Annotated in this window: 15 protein-coding genes; 8 read left to right on the forward strand and 7 right to left on the reverse strand. The window is 63.6% G+C overall.

Annotation, left to right across the window (positions count from 1 at the left end; translation table 11 throughout):
* Positions 1-11: 11 nt before the first annotated feature.
* Positions 12-1,241 carry an acyl-CoA dehydrogenase gene (locus QCL51_RS15385; protein WP_020192828.1) on the reverse strand — a complete coding sequence of 410 codons (1,230 nt, stop codon included), beginning with the start codon at positions 1,239-1,241 and terminating at the stop codon, positions 12-14.
* Between the two features lie 140 nt (positions 1,242-1,381).
* On the opposite strand from QCL51_RS15385, the gene QCL51_RS15390 reads away from it, so the two are divergent.
* Together QCL51_RS15390 and QCL51_RS15395 are read left to right on the forward strand one after the other, a co-directional pair.
* Positions 1,382-2,308: a LysR family transcriptional regulator gene (locus QCL51_RS15390; RefSeq protein ID WP_021782796.1), complete on the forward strand. Its 927-nt coding sequence runs from the start codon at positions 1,382-1,384 to the stop codon at positions 2,306-2,308.
* 193 nt (positions 2,309-2,501) lie between these two features.
* On the forward strand, positions 2,502-3,656 hold the full coding sequence (locus QCL51_RS15395) for an aminotransferase class V-fold PLP-dependent enzyme (RefSeq protein ID WP_101196122.1): 1,155 nt from the start codon (positions 2,502-2,504) through the stop codon (positions 3,654-3,656).
* A 7-nt stretch (positions 3,657-3,663) separates the two neighbouring features.
* Here QCL51_RS15395 and QCL51_RS15400 read toward each other — a convergent pair whose 3' ends face one another.
* The 3 genes from QCL51_RS15400 to nfsB all read right to left on the reverse strand — a co-directional run bounded on the left by QCL51_RS15400 (position 3,664) and on the right by nfsB (position 5,343).
* Positions 3,664-4,101, reverse strand: a complete 438-nt coding sequence (locus QCL51_RS15400; RefSeq protein WP_338443665.1) for an RES family NAD+ phosphorylase — start codon at positions 4,099-4,101, stop codon at positions 3,664-3,666.
* Positions 4,098-4,547: an antitoxin Xre/MbcA/ParS toxin-binding domain-containing protein gene (locus QCL51_RS15405; protein WP_003250525.1), complete on the reverse strand. Its 450-nt coding sequence runs from the start codon at positions 4,545-4,547 to the stop codon at positions 4,098-4,100. The genes QCL51_RS15400 and QCL51_RS15405 overlap by 4 nt, the downstream gene beginning before the upstream one ends.
* A gap of 142 nt (positions 4,548-4,689) precedes the next feature.
* A complete protein-coding gene (gene nfsB / locus QCL51_RS15410; RefSeq protein ID WP_338443667.1) occupies positions 4,690-5,343 on the reverse strand; it encodes an oxygen-insensitive NAD(P)H nitroreductase in 654 nt (217 codons plus the stop codon).
* Positions 5,344-5,446: 103 nt separating this feature from the next.
* On the opposite strand from nfsB, the gene QCL51_RS15415 reads away from it, so the two are divergent.
* From QCL51_RS15415 to QCL51_RS15425, 3 genes are read left to right on the forward strand one after another with little or no spacing between them, the layout of a single operon-like run.
* The gene (locus tag QCL51_RS15415; RefSeq protein WP_101196124.1) at positions 5,447-6,370 is read left to right on the forward strand and encodes a LysR family transcriptional regulator; all 924 of its coding nucleotides are present in this window, start codon (positions 5,447-5,449) and stop codon (positions 6,368-6,370) included.
* A 48-nt stretch (positions 6,371-6,418) separates the two neighbouring features.
* Positions 6,419-7,249 carry an AraC family transcriptional regulator gene (locus QCL51_RS15420; RefSeq protein WP_101196125.1) on the forward strand — a complete coding sequence of 277 codons (831 nt, stop codon included), beginning with the start codon at positions 6,419-6,421 and terminating at the stop codon, positions 7,247-7,249.
* Positions 7,250-7,299: 50 nt separating this feature from the next.
* Positions 7,300-7,884: a LysE family transporter gene (locus QCL51_RS15425; protein WP_338443670.1), complete on the forward strand. Its 585-nt coding sequence runs from the start codon at positions 7,300-7,302 to the stop codon at positions 7,882-7,884.
* A 39-nt stretch (positions 7,885-7,923) separates the two neighbouring features.
* Here the strand turns inward: QCL51_RS15425 and QCL51_RS15430 are convergent, their stop codons facing one another.
* Positions 7,924-9,123, reverse strand: a complete 1,200-nt coding sequence (locus QCL51_RS15430; RefSeq protein ID WP_021782801.1) for a sugar transporter — start codon at positions 9,121-9,123, stop codon at positions 7,924-7,926.
* A gap of 205 nt (positions 9,124-9,328) precedes the next feature.
* Between QCL51_RS15430 and QCL51_RS15435 the strand changes: the two genes are divergently transcribed.
* Entirely contained in the window at positions 9,329-10,645 is a 1,317-nt protein-coding gene (locus QCL51_RS15435) for a hypothetical protein (RefSeq protein ID WP_021782802.1), read from the forward strand.
* A gap of 110 nt (positions 10,646-10,755) precedes the next feature.
* Here the strand turns inward: QCL51_RS15435 and calA are convergent, their stop codons facing one another.
* Complete coding sequence (gene calA / locus QCL51_RS15440) at positions 10,756-11,808, reverse strand: vanillin reductase (RefSeq protein ID WP_101196128.1); 1,053 nt, start codon at positions 11,806-11,808, stop codon at positions 10,756-10,758.
* Between the two features lie 181 nt (positions 11,809-11,989).
* Between calA and QCL51_RS15445 the strand changes: the two genes are divergently transcribed.
* Positions 11,990-12,895 (forward strand): AraC family transcriptional regulator, encoded by a 906-nt coding sequence (locus tag QCL51_RS15445; RefSeq protein WP_103444106.1) that lies wholly within the window; start codon positions 11,990-11,992, stop codon positions 12,893-12,895.
* A 27-nt stretch (positions 12,896-12,922) separates the two neighbouring features.
* On the opposite strand, the gene thpR is transcribed toward QCL51_RS15445, so the two are convergent.
* Positions 12,923-13,468, reverse strand: coding sequence for an RNA 2',3'-cyclic phosphodiesterase (gene thpR, locus QCL51_RS15450; protein WP_021782805.1), 546 nt, complete (start codon positions 13,466-13,468; stop codon positions 12,923-12,925).
* A gap of 158 nt (positions 13,469-13,626) precedes the next feature.
* Here thpR and lpxO point away from each other — a divergent pair, with 158 nt between their 5' ends.
* The gene (gene lpxO / locus QCL51_RS15455) at positions 13,627-14,526 is read left to right on the forward strand and encodes a lipid A hydroxylase LpxO (protein WP_101196549.1); all 900 of its coding nucleotides are present in this window, start codon (positions 13,627-13,629) and stop codon (positions 14,524-14,526) included.
* Positions 14,527-14,551 lie beyond the last annotated feature (25 nt).

Raw genomic sequence — 14,551 nt, forward strand, 5'->3', positions numbered from 1 at the left:
GGCTGACGCGTTCACCGCCCGCTACGCAACATCTCCACCGGCACATACTTGCCAATTTCGTACTTGCCAATCGCGGCCCGGTGCACTTCATCCGGCCCGTCAGCCAGGCGCAGGGTGCGCTGCATGGCATACATGTAGGCCAGCGGGAAATCGCCGCTTACCCCTGCCCCGCCATGTATCTGGATAGCCCGGTCGATCACGTTCAATGCCACGTTCGGCGCCACCACCTTGATCTGGGCGATCTCGCTACGGGCCACCTTGTTGCCGACGGTGTCCATCATGTAGGCCGCTTTGAGCGTCAGCAGCCGGGCCATGTCGATCTCCATGCGCGAGTCGGCGATCTTGTCGACGTTGCCGCCCAAGCGTGCCAGTGGCCGACCAAAGGCAGTACGCTCCACCGAGCGCTTGCACATCAGCTCCAGCGCGCGCTCGGCCATGCCGATCGAGCGCATGCAGTGGTGGATACGGCCTGGGCCCAGTCGACCCTGGGCAATTTCGAAGCCGCGGCCTTCGCCAAGGATCACGTTTTCGTACGGCACCCGCACATTCTCGAAAAGGACTTCGGCATGACCATGGGGCGCATCGTCATAACCGAACACCGGCAGCGGGCGGACAATCTTCACGCCCGGCGTGTCGGTCGGCACCAGCACCATGGAATGCTGCTGGTGGCGTGGGCCTTCAGGGTCGGACAGGCCCATGAAGATCATGACCTTGCAGCGCGGGTCGCAGGCGCCGGAAGTCCACCACTTGCGGCCGTTGATTACCCACTCGTCACCGTCCCGTATGGCGGTAGCAGCCATGTTGGTGGCGTCCGAGGAGGCCACGTCCGGTTCGGTCATGGCAAACGCCGAGCGGATCTCGCCGCGTAGCAGCGGCTCCAGCCACTGGCGTTTCTGTGCCTCGCTGCCATAGCGCACCAGCACTTCCATGTTGCCGGTGTCCGGCGCCGAGCAGTTGAACGGCTCCGGCCCGAGCAACGAGCGGCCCATGATCTCTGCCAGCGGTGCGTACTCCAGGTTGCTCAGGCCGGCGCCGTATTCCGACTCTGGCAAGAACAGGTTCCACAGCCCTTCGGCGCGGGCCTTGGCCTTGAGTTCCTCCATGATTGCAGTGGGCTGCCAGCGGTCACCCTCGGCGACCTGGCGCTCGAACACGGCTTCGGCAGGGTAGACATGGGCGTCCATGAACGCAGTGACACGCTCGCGCAGTGCCTGGACCTTGGGTGAATAGGCGAAATCCATCAGGGCTACCTTCACAGTTCGGAGTACGTGGAGCAGAGCCTAGAGCAGCATGGCTCCATACACCTAGTCTATTTTCCGCGTGTATAAACATTCATAACCGATATATGATCGACCGATAACTCCAACAAAGAGCGGCGCCCATGAACCTCAGCAAGGTCGACCTCAACCTGTTCATCGTGTTCGATGCGATCTACACCGAAGCCAACCTGACCCGCGCCGGGCAGATCGTCGGCATTACTCAGCCGGCAGTGTCCAATGCCCTGTCGCGTCTGCGCGAAACCTTCAATGACCCGCTGTTCGTGCGCACCGCGCAAGGCATGGTGCCCACACCCATGGCGCAGAACATCATCGGCCCGGTGCGCAACGCACTGGCGCTGCTGCGGACCTCGGTGCAGGAAAGCCGCACGTTCAATCCGCAGCAGGCCAACAAGACCTTCCGCATCAGCATGACCGACCTGACCGAAGCGGTCATCTTGCCGCCGCTGTTCCAGCGCCTGCGCCGCCTGGCGCCGGCGGTAATGATCGAGAGTTTCCTGTGCAAGCGCCGCGAGACCACCAAGGAACTCGCGGCCGGCCGCCTGGACTTTGCCATCGACGCGCCACTGAACACCGACCCGCAGGTGCGCCACATCAAACTGATGCAGGACCGCTATGTCTGCGCCCTGCGCCAGGGCCACCCGCTGGCCGACAGCAAGCTGACCCTCGACAGCTACCTGGGCATGACCCATATCCATATTTCCAGCCGACGCAACGGCCTGGGTTACGTCGACCTGGCGCTGGGCAAGATGGGTGTGCAACGCAAGGTCGCCCTGCGTTCGCAACACTACCTCATGGCGTCGCAGGTGTTGCAGCAGACCGACATGGCCATGACGGTTCCCGAGCGCTTCGCCCGTCGCCATCAGTTGCGTTATCAGGCGCTGCCGGTGGAGGTGCCTGCACTGGAAACGCACCTGTACTGGCATGAAAGCACCGACCAGGACCCGGCCAACCGCTGGATGCGCGAACAGATCACCGAATTGTGCGAGCGCGTGGTGGCCGAGGAAGAGAAGGCGCTGGAGCCCGCCTGAAAAAGCTGGCGAGGGGCCATTTATGGCACCTCACCCAAAAAAGTAGAAAATTCCATGCAATGTCTTAGAAAGAGAATTTTTTTCTATAAGCATCGAGAATCGAACCAAAGGAAGTGAAAAATATCGCGCTGCTGGCGGGTACGCTTACGTCAATGATTGCCGATTTCACGGCCACTGACACGGACCCGCCTCAATGCCTAGCGCCCCACTCTACTTCGATTACGCCGCCACAACCCCGGTTGACGACCGGGTCATCGAAACCATGCTCGCCTGCCTGGGAAGCCAGGCCAACTTCGGCAACCCGGCGTCCAGCGGGCACGCCTTCGGCCAAGCTGCACGTCACGCCGTAGAGCAGGCCCGTCAGCAAGTGGCCGAGTGCATCGGTGCGCAACCCGAGCATCTGGTGTGGACATCGGGGGCGACCGAGTCCAACAACCTGGCGCTCAAGGGTATTGCCCAAGGCATCGGCCAGCCCGGACACCTGATCACCAGCCAGCTGGAACACAAGGCCGTGCTCGACACCGTGGCCGAACTGGAGCGCCAAGGCTGGGCCGTTACTCGCCTGGCGGCGGATGCCGCCGGCCTGATCCAGCCCGCAAGCGTACAGGCAGCGTTGCGCGCTGACACCCGCCTGGTATCGCTGATGGCGGTCAACAACGAACTGGGTACGGTCACCGACTTTGCCGCGATCGGCGAGCAGGTGCGTGCCCACGGTGCCCTGCTGCACGTGGATGCCGCGCAGGCTGTGGGCAAGCTGGCAATCGACCTGCATACGATGGCCGTGGACCTGATGTCTTTTTCGGCACACAAGGTCTACGGGCCCAAAGGCATCGGTGCGCTGTATGTGGGGCCACGCGCTCGCGCGCTGATGCGTGCGCAGATGCACGGCGGCGGCCATGAGCAAGGCTTGCGTTCCGGCACCCTGGCGACCCATCAGATCGCTGGCATGGGCAGCGCCTTTGCCTTGGCCGGCCAACCCGGCGACAGCGAGTACCAGCGCCTTGAGCAATTGGCAAGACGCCTGCGCACAGGCCTGCTGGCCATGCCCGGCGTTACCCTGAATGGCTGCGCCAAGCAACGTATTCCCCATACCTTGAACCTGTGCATCGACAGCAAGGGCTTCAACAGCACGGCGCTGGCCAGCGAATTGGCCTTGTCGACCACCTCGGCCTGCAACTCGGCGAGCAACGCTGCCTCGCATGTGCTGCTGGCACTGGGGCTGGATGAACGCCAAGCACGCAACAGTGTGCGCTTGAGCCTCGGCCGTTTCAGCACCGAGGCTGACGTGGACAAGGCGCTCGAAGTGTTTGGCCGGGTGCTGGCGTCAGCATCGGCAGCACTGTGGTGACCACGCCCTAGAACAGGCGGCTGTCCGGGGTGAAATCCTCAACCTGGATTTTCGCGCTCTGCGCCTGCGGGTGCCGTGGGTTGAATAGGTAATTGGTAGTGCTGGGCATGATCGCGCTTGGCACCGGTAGCAGCAATGCCGAACAGTCATCCAGAAAGCGATTGCCCAGCGTACGGGTCAACTCAGGCTGGGCAGACCAGCCGGGCTGCAAAGCGGGCAACTGCGCCTGGGAAACCGTGTCAGGCAGTTCGATGCGAAGCAAGCGCATGGTGGTAGGGAAATCCTCGGGGTCGATCTCCAGATGCACCAACACCTCCAGCATCGCCCCGGGAGGGCTGGTGGCGGCATACACCACCGGCCGACCCGCCTGGTGCCAGCGGCCGCTTACACGCAAGCCCCCCGTGTCGCTCAGGTCTGCATAGGCGCTGATTCGCCACAAAATCACAGGCCATAGCCCTCGGCAATCTGCAGCAGCATTTCTTCGACCTGAGTGGTGCCTTGCTGGGTGGTGAGCATCTGCATCGGCGTCAGCCCCGAGAAGCGTTCCTTGGGCTTGGACAGCCAGCGCTTGGCCTTGCCCGCTTCACCGAACACGGCCTCGGCCATGGCGGTGATGTGGGCCGAGCGGAACAACCGATCGCTCTCATCCACGGTCAGCGGTTGGTCACGCTCGATACGGGATTTGAGCGTGCGCAGCGGAATGATCTGGTCGCGCTCCACCGGCGTGAGCACACCGCGTTCGGTCAGTTTCACCAACCAGGTGGCGGCAAAACCATCGGTGATGCGGGTGTGAATTTCGAAGTCGCTGGCAAGCTCGGGAATGTCCAGCAGCGCCTGCAGGCGCGCCCGATACTCGTGGTAACCGTTGTCGCGAAGCACTTCGGCAAGCATGGCACGCTCCTTTTCGGCATTTGCCGACAAGTATGCGGTATATGCCGGGCCGTTGCCAGTTTGCCGGAGCGGGAGGTCGAAGCCAGGGCCTTGCCAGCTTTACCACCAGCAGTGCCAGGGCCGCACAGCGGCCCCGGACACCTCACAGAAAGGTGAACACTTGCGATGCCGGCAACCGCGACTTGTTCAGCCCGGCATTGAAGTCCGTCTCGCTGCGGTAACCCAGGCTCAGGATCACCACGCTGGTAAAGCCACGCTCACGCAAGCCCAATTCGGCATCCAGTACCTTGCTGTCGAAGCCCTCGATCGGCGTGGCATCCAGCCCATGCGCCGCCGCCCCCAGCAAGGCAGTACCCAACGCCAGGTAGGTCTGCTTTTCCATCCAGTGCTGCACGTCCTTCTGGTCGAAGCGGTGCAGGTTGACGTAGTGACGGCGGCTCTGGTTTTGCCCGGCGCGCGCTTGCTCATCACGGAAACGGCCATCGGCAGCCTCTTGATCGAGCACGGTGTTCAGGTGTTCTTCAGTCATTTCGGTACGGGTGCAGAACACGATCACATGCGAGGCATCGAGAAGCTTCTGCGTGTTGTAGGCATAACCCTCCGCCGTGCTCTTGGCCAGGCGGGCCTTGCCTTCGGCCGTGTCGGCGACGATGAAATGCCAGGGCTGGGAATTGACCGACGACGGGCTGTGGCGCAGTTGTTCGAGCAGGGCGTCGACAGTGGCTTGGGGAATGCGGCGTGAGGCATCGTAAGCTTTGGTAGTGTAACGGCGCTTGGCCAGCGATACGGTATCCATGCGACAACTCCGGAATGAACAGTGGATGTGCCGCGCATCTTATCTTTCCAGCAAAAAAGAAAAAGCGGCACAATGTAACAACACTTTCATCCCTGGAATGAAAATGCTGCGCATCACCGACCTCGAACTGTTTGCCCGCAGCAGCGTGCTGGGCAGCTTCACTGCCGCCGCCCATGAAGCAGGCCTGCTGCCGGGCCAGGTGGCTGCCGCGATCAAACGCCTGGAACGCGACCTGGATGTACGCCTGTTCGCCCGCACCACCCGCAGCCTGCGCCTGACCGCCGAGGGCGAGCGCTACCTGCCAACCGCGCTGAATGTGCTGGAAAGCCTGCGCCAGGGCCATGAAGATCTGCATGGCAACCCCAATAGCCTGCGCGGCACCCTGCAAGTGTCGGCCCCTTCCGACATGGGCCGCAACATGCTGCTGCCCTGGCTCAGCGCCTTTCGCCGCGACCACCCGGCATTGCAACTGCGCTTCTTTCTGTCCGACCAGATGGCCGACCTCAACCGCGACCCTGTGGATGTGGCCATCCGCTATGGCCTCAACCAGGATGCCAACTACATCGCCCTGCCGCTGGCCGAATGGAACCGCCGAGTACTGGTGGCCTCGCCCGACTACCTGGCCCGCCACGGCCGCCCGCTCACCCCCGACGCGCTGCAGCAGCATGCCTGCCTGCTGTACATGCAGCACAGCCGGGTGTACGACAAGTGGCAGTTGGGTAATCGCACCGTGCAGGTGCGTGGGCCGCTGGTCAGTGACGATGCCGACGTCATCCGCCGCCTGGCCATCCAGGGGGAAGGTATCGTCTACAAGTCGTGGCTGGATGTCAGCGCCAATATTGCGGCCGGGGAACTGGAAATCGTCCTGCCCGAATTGCTCGGCGAGTCTACCCCGCTCACGTTGGTTTGCCCTCATCGCAAGCAACTCACGCCTGCCGTGACGCAATTGCACCTGTGGCTACGCGAACGCTTCGAGGCCCTGCGCGCCCGGGCACTGACCAACGGCTGCACAATCGTTCCAGACTGAGCCGGGGGCGTTGCGCTAAGGTAGCGATTTACCCCACGGTACACGTCCATGAGCAACTGGATCGACTTCAAACAAGACGCCGACACCGGCATCGAGTCGGTCCGGGCGCATTTTGTCGGGCATGCCTATGACCCCCACTGGCACGACAGCTTCCTGGTCGGCGTGACCGAGCAGGGCGTGCAGCAGTTCAACTGCCGCCGGGTGCGCCACCGCAGCACGCCGGGGCAGGTGTTTTTACTTGAGCCTGGCGACATCCACGATGGCCTGGCGCCCACCGAAGAAGGCTTCACCTATTCGACGCTGTACCTGGAGCCCGCCTGGCTCGACCAACAGCTGCGCGCGCTGTACGAGCACGCGCCAGGCGACAGCCTGCCCAGCTTTGCCGACACCCTGTGCCATGACGAACGTCTGGCGCGGGCCACCGCCCAGGCCTTCCAGGCCGTGCATGATCAGGACTTGCGCATCGTCAGGCAAACGGCCATGGACGATTTACTGGCCTGTCTGACCCGTCACCTGCACTGGCGCCGCCGCATCAATCCCGACCCGCGCCTGCCGCTGACCGCACAGCGTGCGCGGGACTTCCTGCACGCCAACCTGGAGCGCGACATCGGCCTGGAAGACCTGGCCCAGGCCTGCGGCATCGACCGCTTTCGCCTGACCCGTGCGTTCAAGGCAGCGTTCGGCATTGCACCCCATGCCTACCTGATCCAGCTGCGCCTGGCCCGCGCGCGGCGCCTGCTTGCCCAAGGTCAGACACCTGCTGAAGTGGCCGTGGCGTTGGGCTTTGCCGACCAGAGCCATCTGGGGCGCTGGTTCCGCCGCGCCTACCAGTTGACCCCGGCTGACTACCGCAGGCGCTGCTCAAACCTTCCAGACTGAGTGCCGGCAGGCAGCGAGCATGGTGCTCCGCGTTTACGGAGCCCTGAACCATGTCGCAGTCGTTGTTGCCCTTCATTCTGTTCGCCCTGGTGTCCAGCATCAGCCCGGGGCCGACCAACCTGTTGATCCTGGCCCATGGCGCCCACCGGGGCCTGCGCGCAAGCCTGGCGCCGATCGTGGCGGCGTGTGGCGCGGCTGCAGCCATTGTGCTGCTCGTCGGGCTGGGGCTGGGCGAACTGCTGCTGCGCTACCCCCTGGCGCAACAGCTGATGAGCTGGGCCGGGGTGCTGTGGCTCAGCAGCCTGGCGTGGAAGATGCTGCGCAGTGCCGCCGCCCCGCTCCACACGACCACGGCGCCAGGCTTCAGTGCGCTCAGCGCGGCCTCGTTGCAAGTGGTGAACCCCAAGGTGTGGTTGATGGCCGTGGCGGTGGTCGGGGTATTTGCCGCGCCGTCGTTGCCAGTGTGGCAGTTGGCGCTGGTGTTTTTGCTGATCGCTCTGCCGAGCATGGCAACGTGGGCGCTGCTGAGGGTGGGGAGCGCCCGGTGGCTGCAGGCACCGGGGCGGTTGCGGGTGTTCAACCAGGTGTTGGCGGGGGTTTTGTTGATATCGGCATGGGCTGCAGTATTGGCGTGAGTCGCTACTTGGCTTGCAAGTGGCCTGAACGGCCTCGGCTCAGCGAGTCAGCGCCTCGCGAAAGCGCTGGGTACTGGCAACGGCCAGTACCAGCCCGACCACTGCTACGCTACCGCCCACCAGGCCGATATGCGCCACATTCATCTGGCTGCTGACGATACTGCCCAGCAGCGCACCACCGCCAATGCCGATGTTGTAGATACCCGAGAACAGCGCCATGGCCACATCGGTGGCATCGGACGCCAGCTTCAGGGTCCTGGACTGCAGCGACAGACTGAAGCTGAGAATCGCCACGCCCCAGAACATGCTCAGCACTGCGAACACATGGAAGTTGCCCGACAGCGGCAACATCAGCAACAGGCACGCGGCGAGCAACCCGATCGACCCCACCAGAAAGCCATGCGGGAAGCGGTCGCTGTAGCGGCTGAACAACAACGAACCAAAAACCCCGGCACCGCCGAACAACAGCAGCAACAGCGTGGTACGGTCGCCGCCAAACTGCGCTACGTGCAGGGCGAACGGTTCGATATAGCTATAGGCCGTGAACTGCGCGGTAATGACCAGCGTCACCAGCAGGTAGGTAATGACCAGTGCCGGGCGCTTGAACAGGACCGGCAGGCTGCGCAACGAACCGGAGTTCTGGCTGGGCAGCAGCGGCAGCGATTTCATCAGGCACAGCATGGTGGCAAGCGCTACCCCGGCAACGCTCAGGAACGTGATGCGCCAGCCCAGTGCCTCGCCCACTACGCGGCCCAGCGGGATGCCAAGGACCATGGCCAGGGTAGTACCGGTGGCCAGCAGGCCGAGCGCCTTGGCCTGCTGGCCCGGCGGCGCCACACGCACCGCCAGCGAGGCAGTGATGGACCAGAACACCGCATGCGCCAGGGCAATGCCGATACGGCTGACCAGCAATATGGCGAAGCTTTGCGAAAGCCACGACAACAAGTGGCTGACAATGAACACCAGGAACACGAACAGCAGCAGACGCCGCCGTTCGATGTTGCGGGTCAGCAACATCATGGGCAACGAGGCCAGTGCCACGACCCAGGCATAGATGGTCAGCATCAGGCCCACCTGGGCAGTGCTCATGTCGAAGCTGCGGCCAATGTCACTGAGCAGCGCCACCGGGACGAACTCGGTGGTGTTGAAAATGAAGGCCGCCAAGGCCAGGGCGATGACGCTCAGCCAGCTGCCGCTGCCCGTTGTGGGCGGCAGGTGTGTGGGGATGGGTTCGTTCATGGGTGGAAACTGCTTCTCCGCAGGCAACGCAACAAGTCGCACGCCAGCGACCCGCTTGCAGGGGTGCCAACGTACGTTTTGTTATGGATAGGAATGCCCGGCATGGTACGCGTCAAGCTGGGGCCTCACAACCACAGGGCAGGCAGAAGGAGTACCATGCACGCTTTGTGTGAAACGCGTGTGCAACAAGGAGCCCGATCCGCTCATGGACAAGCAGCCCCCCCAGCAGCAGTGGCAGCAGGCAGTTACCGCCTATGCCCAGGCCGTCAACGACTATGTCGCGCAGGGCCGTGCGCACGGTTGGGACAACCTCGAAGAGCCGCAGGCACCCGCCACCGAACACCTGCTCGACGCCTGGCTGGCAGCCCTGCAGGCAGCCAACCACCCTGGCGTCGACGAACTGCAGCGCCAGGCCTTCCGTGAGGCCTGGCCACCCGCGCACCAGCCCTTGGTACCGTTGCTCGAAGCGCACGGCCAAGGCATCGGCAGTGTCCTGCTGCTGGAAGATGGCAGCCTGCTGGCACGTATCGGCATGCCTTACGACAAGGGCCAGGTGGTGCGTATAGACCACCATGGGGTAACCCCGGTCATCGGCGTCGAACACTTTGGCCGCTGCCCGGCGCGGCGCTATTTCGCCTTGGCCAATGCCGAGGGCGTGCGTGTGACCGATGGCTGGGGTGGCCCGCAGGTGCAACGTCTGGCCTGGCCCACGGGGCTGGAGGGGTTGCCGCCAGGTTACCCGTTCGAGCCGTTCGACCTGCCGCCCACACCGACCGCGCTGATCCCCTTCCCCGACGGCCAGCGCGTGCTGCTGGTGAGTGCCGAAGGTATCTTTGTGCTGGCCACCCAAGGTGCGACCCGCCTGCTGCCACAGCAAGCACGCGTGCTCGATGAGTTGGCCGAGGGCACCGACCCGGACGATATCAGCCTGGGGCTGAGCATGGAGCATGGTGCGGTGTCGGCGGATGGCCGGCTGATCGTCGTGGGTGAGCAAGGCAGCCGGCACCTTGTTCTGGACGAACAGCTCAAGCCGCTGGCGCACATCGGCCCGGGCAGCGAATACCCACACTTTGCCTTGTTCAACCGCGCCGGTGACCAGTTGATCGTCAATGCCTGCCATTTCTACAGCGGCGCCACGCTGGCCGTGAGGGTGGCAGACCTGCACGGGCTGGATACCGATTACTACAGCCAGGACCCGCGTACCCCGCTGGTGCAGGATGGCGCAAGGGTGTATGCGGGGGTAGCGCGCGATGGCGAGTACATTGTGGGTGATGCCTATGGCTACCTGCGGGCGTTTGGCGAAGAGGGTACGGAGCATTGGCAGCATTACCTGGGATCGACCATCAGTGCGATGGATATCAGCGCCGACGGGCAAACACTGGTGGCGGCGAGCCATGCGGGGGTTATTTCGGTGATTGCGCTGGATAGCGGGCGGCCCGAGTGGCAGATCGGTACCGGGGCGCACGGCGAGGTGCGGCGATGGTTGTTCTGGAAGGGCTGGGACAAGCCAATGGCCTGGTAAAACGGCTGCATCGTTGCTGCCTGTACGGGCCCCACCGCGCGCAAGCCCTACATCACCCCTGTGTAGGAGCGGGCTTGCCCGCGAAGAGGCCCGTACAGGCAACCGATCAATCAGCCCTGTAGCGTGGCCATGTCGATCACGAACCGGTACTTCACATCACCGGCAATCATCCGCTCATAGGCCTGGTTGATGTTGCGGATATCCAGCATCTCGATATCGCAGCGGATGTCGTGCTCGGCGCAGAAGTCCAGCACTTCCTGAGTCTCGGCAATCCCCCCGATCAACGACCCCGCCAGCACCCGGCGCTTCATCACCAGGTTGGCCGCATGCAATGCCGGGTCAATCGGTTCGATCAGGCCGACCAGGATGTGCACCCCGTCGAACTTCAGCGTTTCCAGGTACGGGTTGAGGTCGTGCTGCACTGGAATGGTGTCGAGCAGGAAATCGAAACGGCCGGCAGCGGCGCGCATCTGCTCGGCATCCGTGGAGACGATCACATGGTCGGCCCCCTGGCGGCGCGCTTCCTCGGCCTTGGCCTGAGAGCGCGTGAACAGGGTCACTTCCGCACCCAGGGCCTTGGCCAGTTTGATGCCCATGTGGCCCAGGCCGCCCATGCCGAGGATTCCGATCTTGTGGCCCGGGCCCACGCCGTGGTGCTTGAGCGGCGAATAGGTGGTGATGCCGGCGCACAGGATAGGCGCAGCGCTGGGCAGGTCCATGCCGGCTGGTATGCGCACCACGAAGTGCTCGCTGACCACGATGCTGCTGGAATACCCCCCCATGGTGTTGCTGCCATCGACCCGGTCTGGGGTGGCGTAGGTCATGGTCGGGCCTTCCAGGCAGTATTGCTCCAGATTCTTGGCGCAGGCTTCACAGGTACGGCACGAGTCGACCATGCAGCCAACGCCCACCAGGTCACCGACCTTGTACGCGGTGACCTTGTCGCCCACCGCCGTGACCCGGCCGATGATCTCGTGGCCCGGCATCAGCGGGTACACGGCAATGCCCCATTCGTTGCGCGCCTGGTGGATGTCGGAGTGGCACACGCCGCAGTACAGGATGTCGATGGCGACGTCGTCCGGGCGCGGACTGCGGCGTTGGAATGTCATGGGGGCCAGGGGGCTGGTGGGGGTTTGAGCGGCGTAACCGATGGCGGTATACATGCAGGGCCTCGCAGTGAAGTGAAACGATTCAGGCGACGCATTCTGCGCGCCGTTTGCCGCCTCGCCCACGGCTGATTCTCCGGCATGCATGCCTGATTCTACGAAGATGCCAACCCATAGCTGGCGCCACGCCCTCAATCTGCGATGATCAAGCTGTCTGATTCTCTGCCCTTGGTCCACCATGCAACTGACCCGTCACGTCGATGCCAATGCGCCGCTTTGCGCACTGATCCGCAGCCTCGCCACGCGCCCAGGCTTTGTGCCCACGCACCTGCCCCAGGTGCAGGTGCTGAGCTGGGACCACTATGTGGCCAGCAGCCCGCAGATCTACGAACCAAGCCTGATGATCCTGGCCCAGGGCAGCAAGCTGGCGCGCCTGGGGCCGCGCACCCTGGAGTACGGCGCCGGGCATTACCTGGTGCAGGCGTTGTCGGTGCCGTTCATGTGCGAAACCTTCGCCACCCGCGAGGCGCCGCTGTTGGGCGTGGCGGTGGGCATCGACCGTGGCGTGCTGGGTGAACTGGTGCAGAGCATGGGCCTGGCACCGGACGCTGAAGTGCAGGCGCAAACCCCGCAGTCAATGACATCGGCGGCACTCGATGCGCCCATGCGCGAAAGCGTGGAACGGCTGCTGCGCTGCCTGCACGACCCGCTGGACGCCAAAGTGCTGGGCCCGGCGCGTGTACGCGAAGTGCTGTACACCGCCCTGCGGGGTCCCCAGGCCGGTGTGCTGCGGGCACTGGTGGAGCAACAGGGGCACTTCGCCCGCATCGGCGCTGCCCTCGCCCACCTGCGCGAGCACTACAGCGAGCCGCTGAGCGTGGAGGCGCTGGCTGCGTGCGCCAACATGAGCGTTTCGACCTTCCACGAACATTTCAAGCGCTGCACCGACATGGCGCCGATGCAGTACCTCAAGCGCTTGCGGCTACTCAAGGCGCAGCAGATGCTGATCGGCGAAGGCCTGGGCGTGGCACAGGCTGCGCACCGGGTGGGCTATCAGAGCACCTCGCAGTTCAGTCGCGAGTACAAGCGCCAGTTCGAACGTAGCCCGGGGGATGAATTGCCTTACCAGAGCTTGCCGGTGTAGTTGCTTGACCTGGACGGCCCCTGCAGGTCAGTCCACCAGCGGCCACTGCGCCAAGGGCCAGTAAGCCCCCTTGCGCGACTCGTAGAGCGTAAAGTGTCGTGCGGTGAGGTAAAACTCCGGCGCGCTGCTGGCCTCGGGCGGCTGCCCGCGGTAATCCCTGGACAGCGTCAGGTGCGGTCGATACTCACGTTTGGCCGCCTCCATCCCCAACGGCAGCAGCGCCTGCTGCAAACCGTACACCAGTTGCAACAGGGTCGGCGGTACCTGCTGCGCCTCCAGCACCAGGGCGCTGGCCCGCTGCCACACCTGCAAACGGTCGAGCAACAGCCGCGGCGCCGAGGCTGGCAGCGCCAGTTGGTCGACGGCCGCGCAAATCGCAGGCACCTGCGCGGTATCCACATCACCGAGGAACAGCAGCGTGACGTGGAAGTTGGCGGCCGGCACCGGTTTGCCGCTGCGCAGGTTCAGCCCTCGCCGCCACTGGGCCAGGTCACGGCGCTGGGCGTCGCTGACCGGCAAGGCGAAGAACAGCCGCTTGAACGGACTACCACTGGGGCGTATATCCTGAACCATACCAACTCCCTGACATGAAACGTTTGCGCAAGACTGTAGGGTATTACACCAATGTCGCCCCACAGTTTCGTAACAATCAGTACAAACTACCCCCATGATTGTTTATGCTGGCGGGCTCATGCCATGGCGCATGGCCATTCTTCGACCAGTAAACGTCCATGAAAATTGCACTCGTACTCATCTTCGTCCTCTCGATCGCCTATGTTCACCTGCGCGGTCGGGTTCGCCACAAGCTGACTCGCCAGCTGGGCGACCACTCCAGCTTCCTGGCCCCGATCAACAGCTTCCTGTACCTGTTCTCCAAACACCCGGCCAAGCCTTACCTGCCGGTCGAGGCCTTTCCAGAACTGAAACCGCTGCAGGACCACTGGCAGGAGATCCGCGAGGAAGGTCGCCAGTTGCTGCACGTGGGTGAAATCAAGAAGTCCAACAATTACGATGACGTCGGTTTCAACTCGTTCTTCAAGACCGGCTGGAAGCGCTTTTACCTGAAGTGGTATGGCGAAAGCCACCCGTCGGCAATGGCCCTTTGCCCACGCACGACCGAGCTGCTGCAAGGCATCGGCACGGTCAAGGCGGCCATGTTCGCCACCCTGCCACCCGGTGCCAAGCTGGTGCGCCACCGTGACCCGTATGCCGGTTCCTACCGCTACCACCTGGGCCTGGACACACCGAATGACGATGGCTGCTACATCGATGTGGACGGCGAGAAATACGCGTGGCGCGATGGTGAGGGGGTCATCTTCGACGAAACCTACATCCACTATGCGGCCAACACCACCGAGCACAACCGCATCATCCTGTTCTGCGACGTCGAACGCCCGCTCAAGTACCGCTGGGCAACTGCGTTCAACCGCTGGTTCAGCCGCAACGTGATGGCCGCTGCCGCTGCGCCCAACGACGCCAGCGACAAGACCGGTGGCATCAACCGCCTGTTCACCCGCATCTACAAGATCCGCGAGCGTGGCAAGGCGCTGAAAAAGCGCAACCGCATGCGCTACTACCTGGAAAAATGGGCAGTGGTCGCGGCGTTGGTGCTGGTGTTCATCTACATCTGAAGGCTCAACGCAGGCCACTGTACGA

Origin of the sequence: Pseudomonas sp. LTR0 (genome assembly GCF_036630035.1) — a bacterium.
GTDB classification, from domain to species: Bacteria; Pseudomonadota; Gammaproteobacteria; order Pseudomonadales; family Pseudomonadaceae; genus Aquipseudomonas; species Aquipseudomonas putida_Y.

What these genes read in the sequence shown, in the direction of transcription:
- QCL51_RS15385 (WP_020192828.1), bottom strand. Translation starts at nt 1,241, where the DNA reads ATGGATTTCGCCTATTCACCCAAGGTCCAGGCACTGCGCGAGCGTGTC.
- QCL51_RS15390 (WP_021782796.1), top strand. Translation starts at nt 1,382, where the DNA reads ATGAACCTCAGCAAGGTCGACCTCAACCTGTTCATCGTGTTCGATGCG.
- QCL51_RS15395 (WP_101196122.1), top strand. Translation starts at nt 2,502, where the DNA reads ATGCCTAGCGCCCCACTCTACTTCGATTACGCCGCCACAACCCCGGTT.
- QCL51_RS15405 (WP_003250525.1), bottom strand. Translation starts at nt 4,547, where the DNA reads ATGCTTGCCGAAGTGCTTCGCGACAACGGTTACCACGAGTATCGGGCG.
- nfsB (WP_338443667.1), bottom strand. Translation starts at nt 5,343, where the DNA reads ATGGATACCGTATCGCTGGCCAAGCGCCGTTACACTACCAAAGCTTAC.
- QCL51_RS15415 (WP_101196124.1), top strand. Translation starts at nt 5,447, where the DNA reads ATGCTGCGCATCACCGACCTCGAACTGTTTGCCCGCAGCAGCGTGCTG.
- QCL51_RS15420 (WP_101196125.1), top strand. Translation starts at nt 6,419, where the DNA reads ATGAGCAACTGGATCGACTTCAAACAAGACGCCGACACCGGCATCGAG.
- QCL51_RS15425 (WP_338443670.1), top strand. Translation starts at nt 7,300, where the DNA reads ATGTCGCAGTCGTTGTTGCCCTTCATTCTGTTCGCCCTGGTGTCCAGC.
- QCL51_RS15430 (WP_021782801.1), bottom strand. Translation starts at nt 9,123, where the DNA reads ATGAACGAACCCATCCCCACACACCTGCCGCCCACAACGGGCAGCGGC.
- QCL51_RS15435 (WP_021782802.1), top strand. Translation starts at nt 9,329, where the DNA reads ATGGACAAGCAGCCCCCCCAGCAGCAGTGGCAGCAGGCAGTTACCGCC.
- calA (WP_101196128.1), bottom strand. Translation starts at nt 11,808, where the DNA reads ATGTATACCGCCATCGGTTACGCCGCTCAAACCCCCACCAGCCCCCTG.
- QCL51_RS15445 (WP_103444106.1), top strand. Translation starts at nt 11,990, where the DNA reads ATGCAACTGACCCGTCACGTCGATGCCAATGCGCCGCTTTGCGCACTG.
- thpR (WP_021782805.1), bottom strand. Translation starts at nt 13,468, where the DNA reads ATGGTTCAGGATATACGCCCCAGTGGTAGTCCGTTCAAGCGGCTGTTC.
- lpxO (WP_101196549.1), top strand. Translation starts at nt 13,627, where the DNA reads ATGAAAATTGCACTCGTACTCATCTTCGTCCTCTCGATCGCCTATGTT.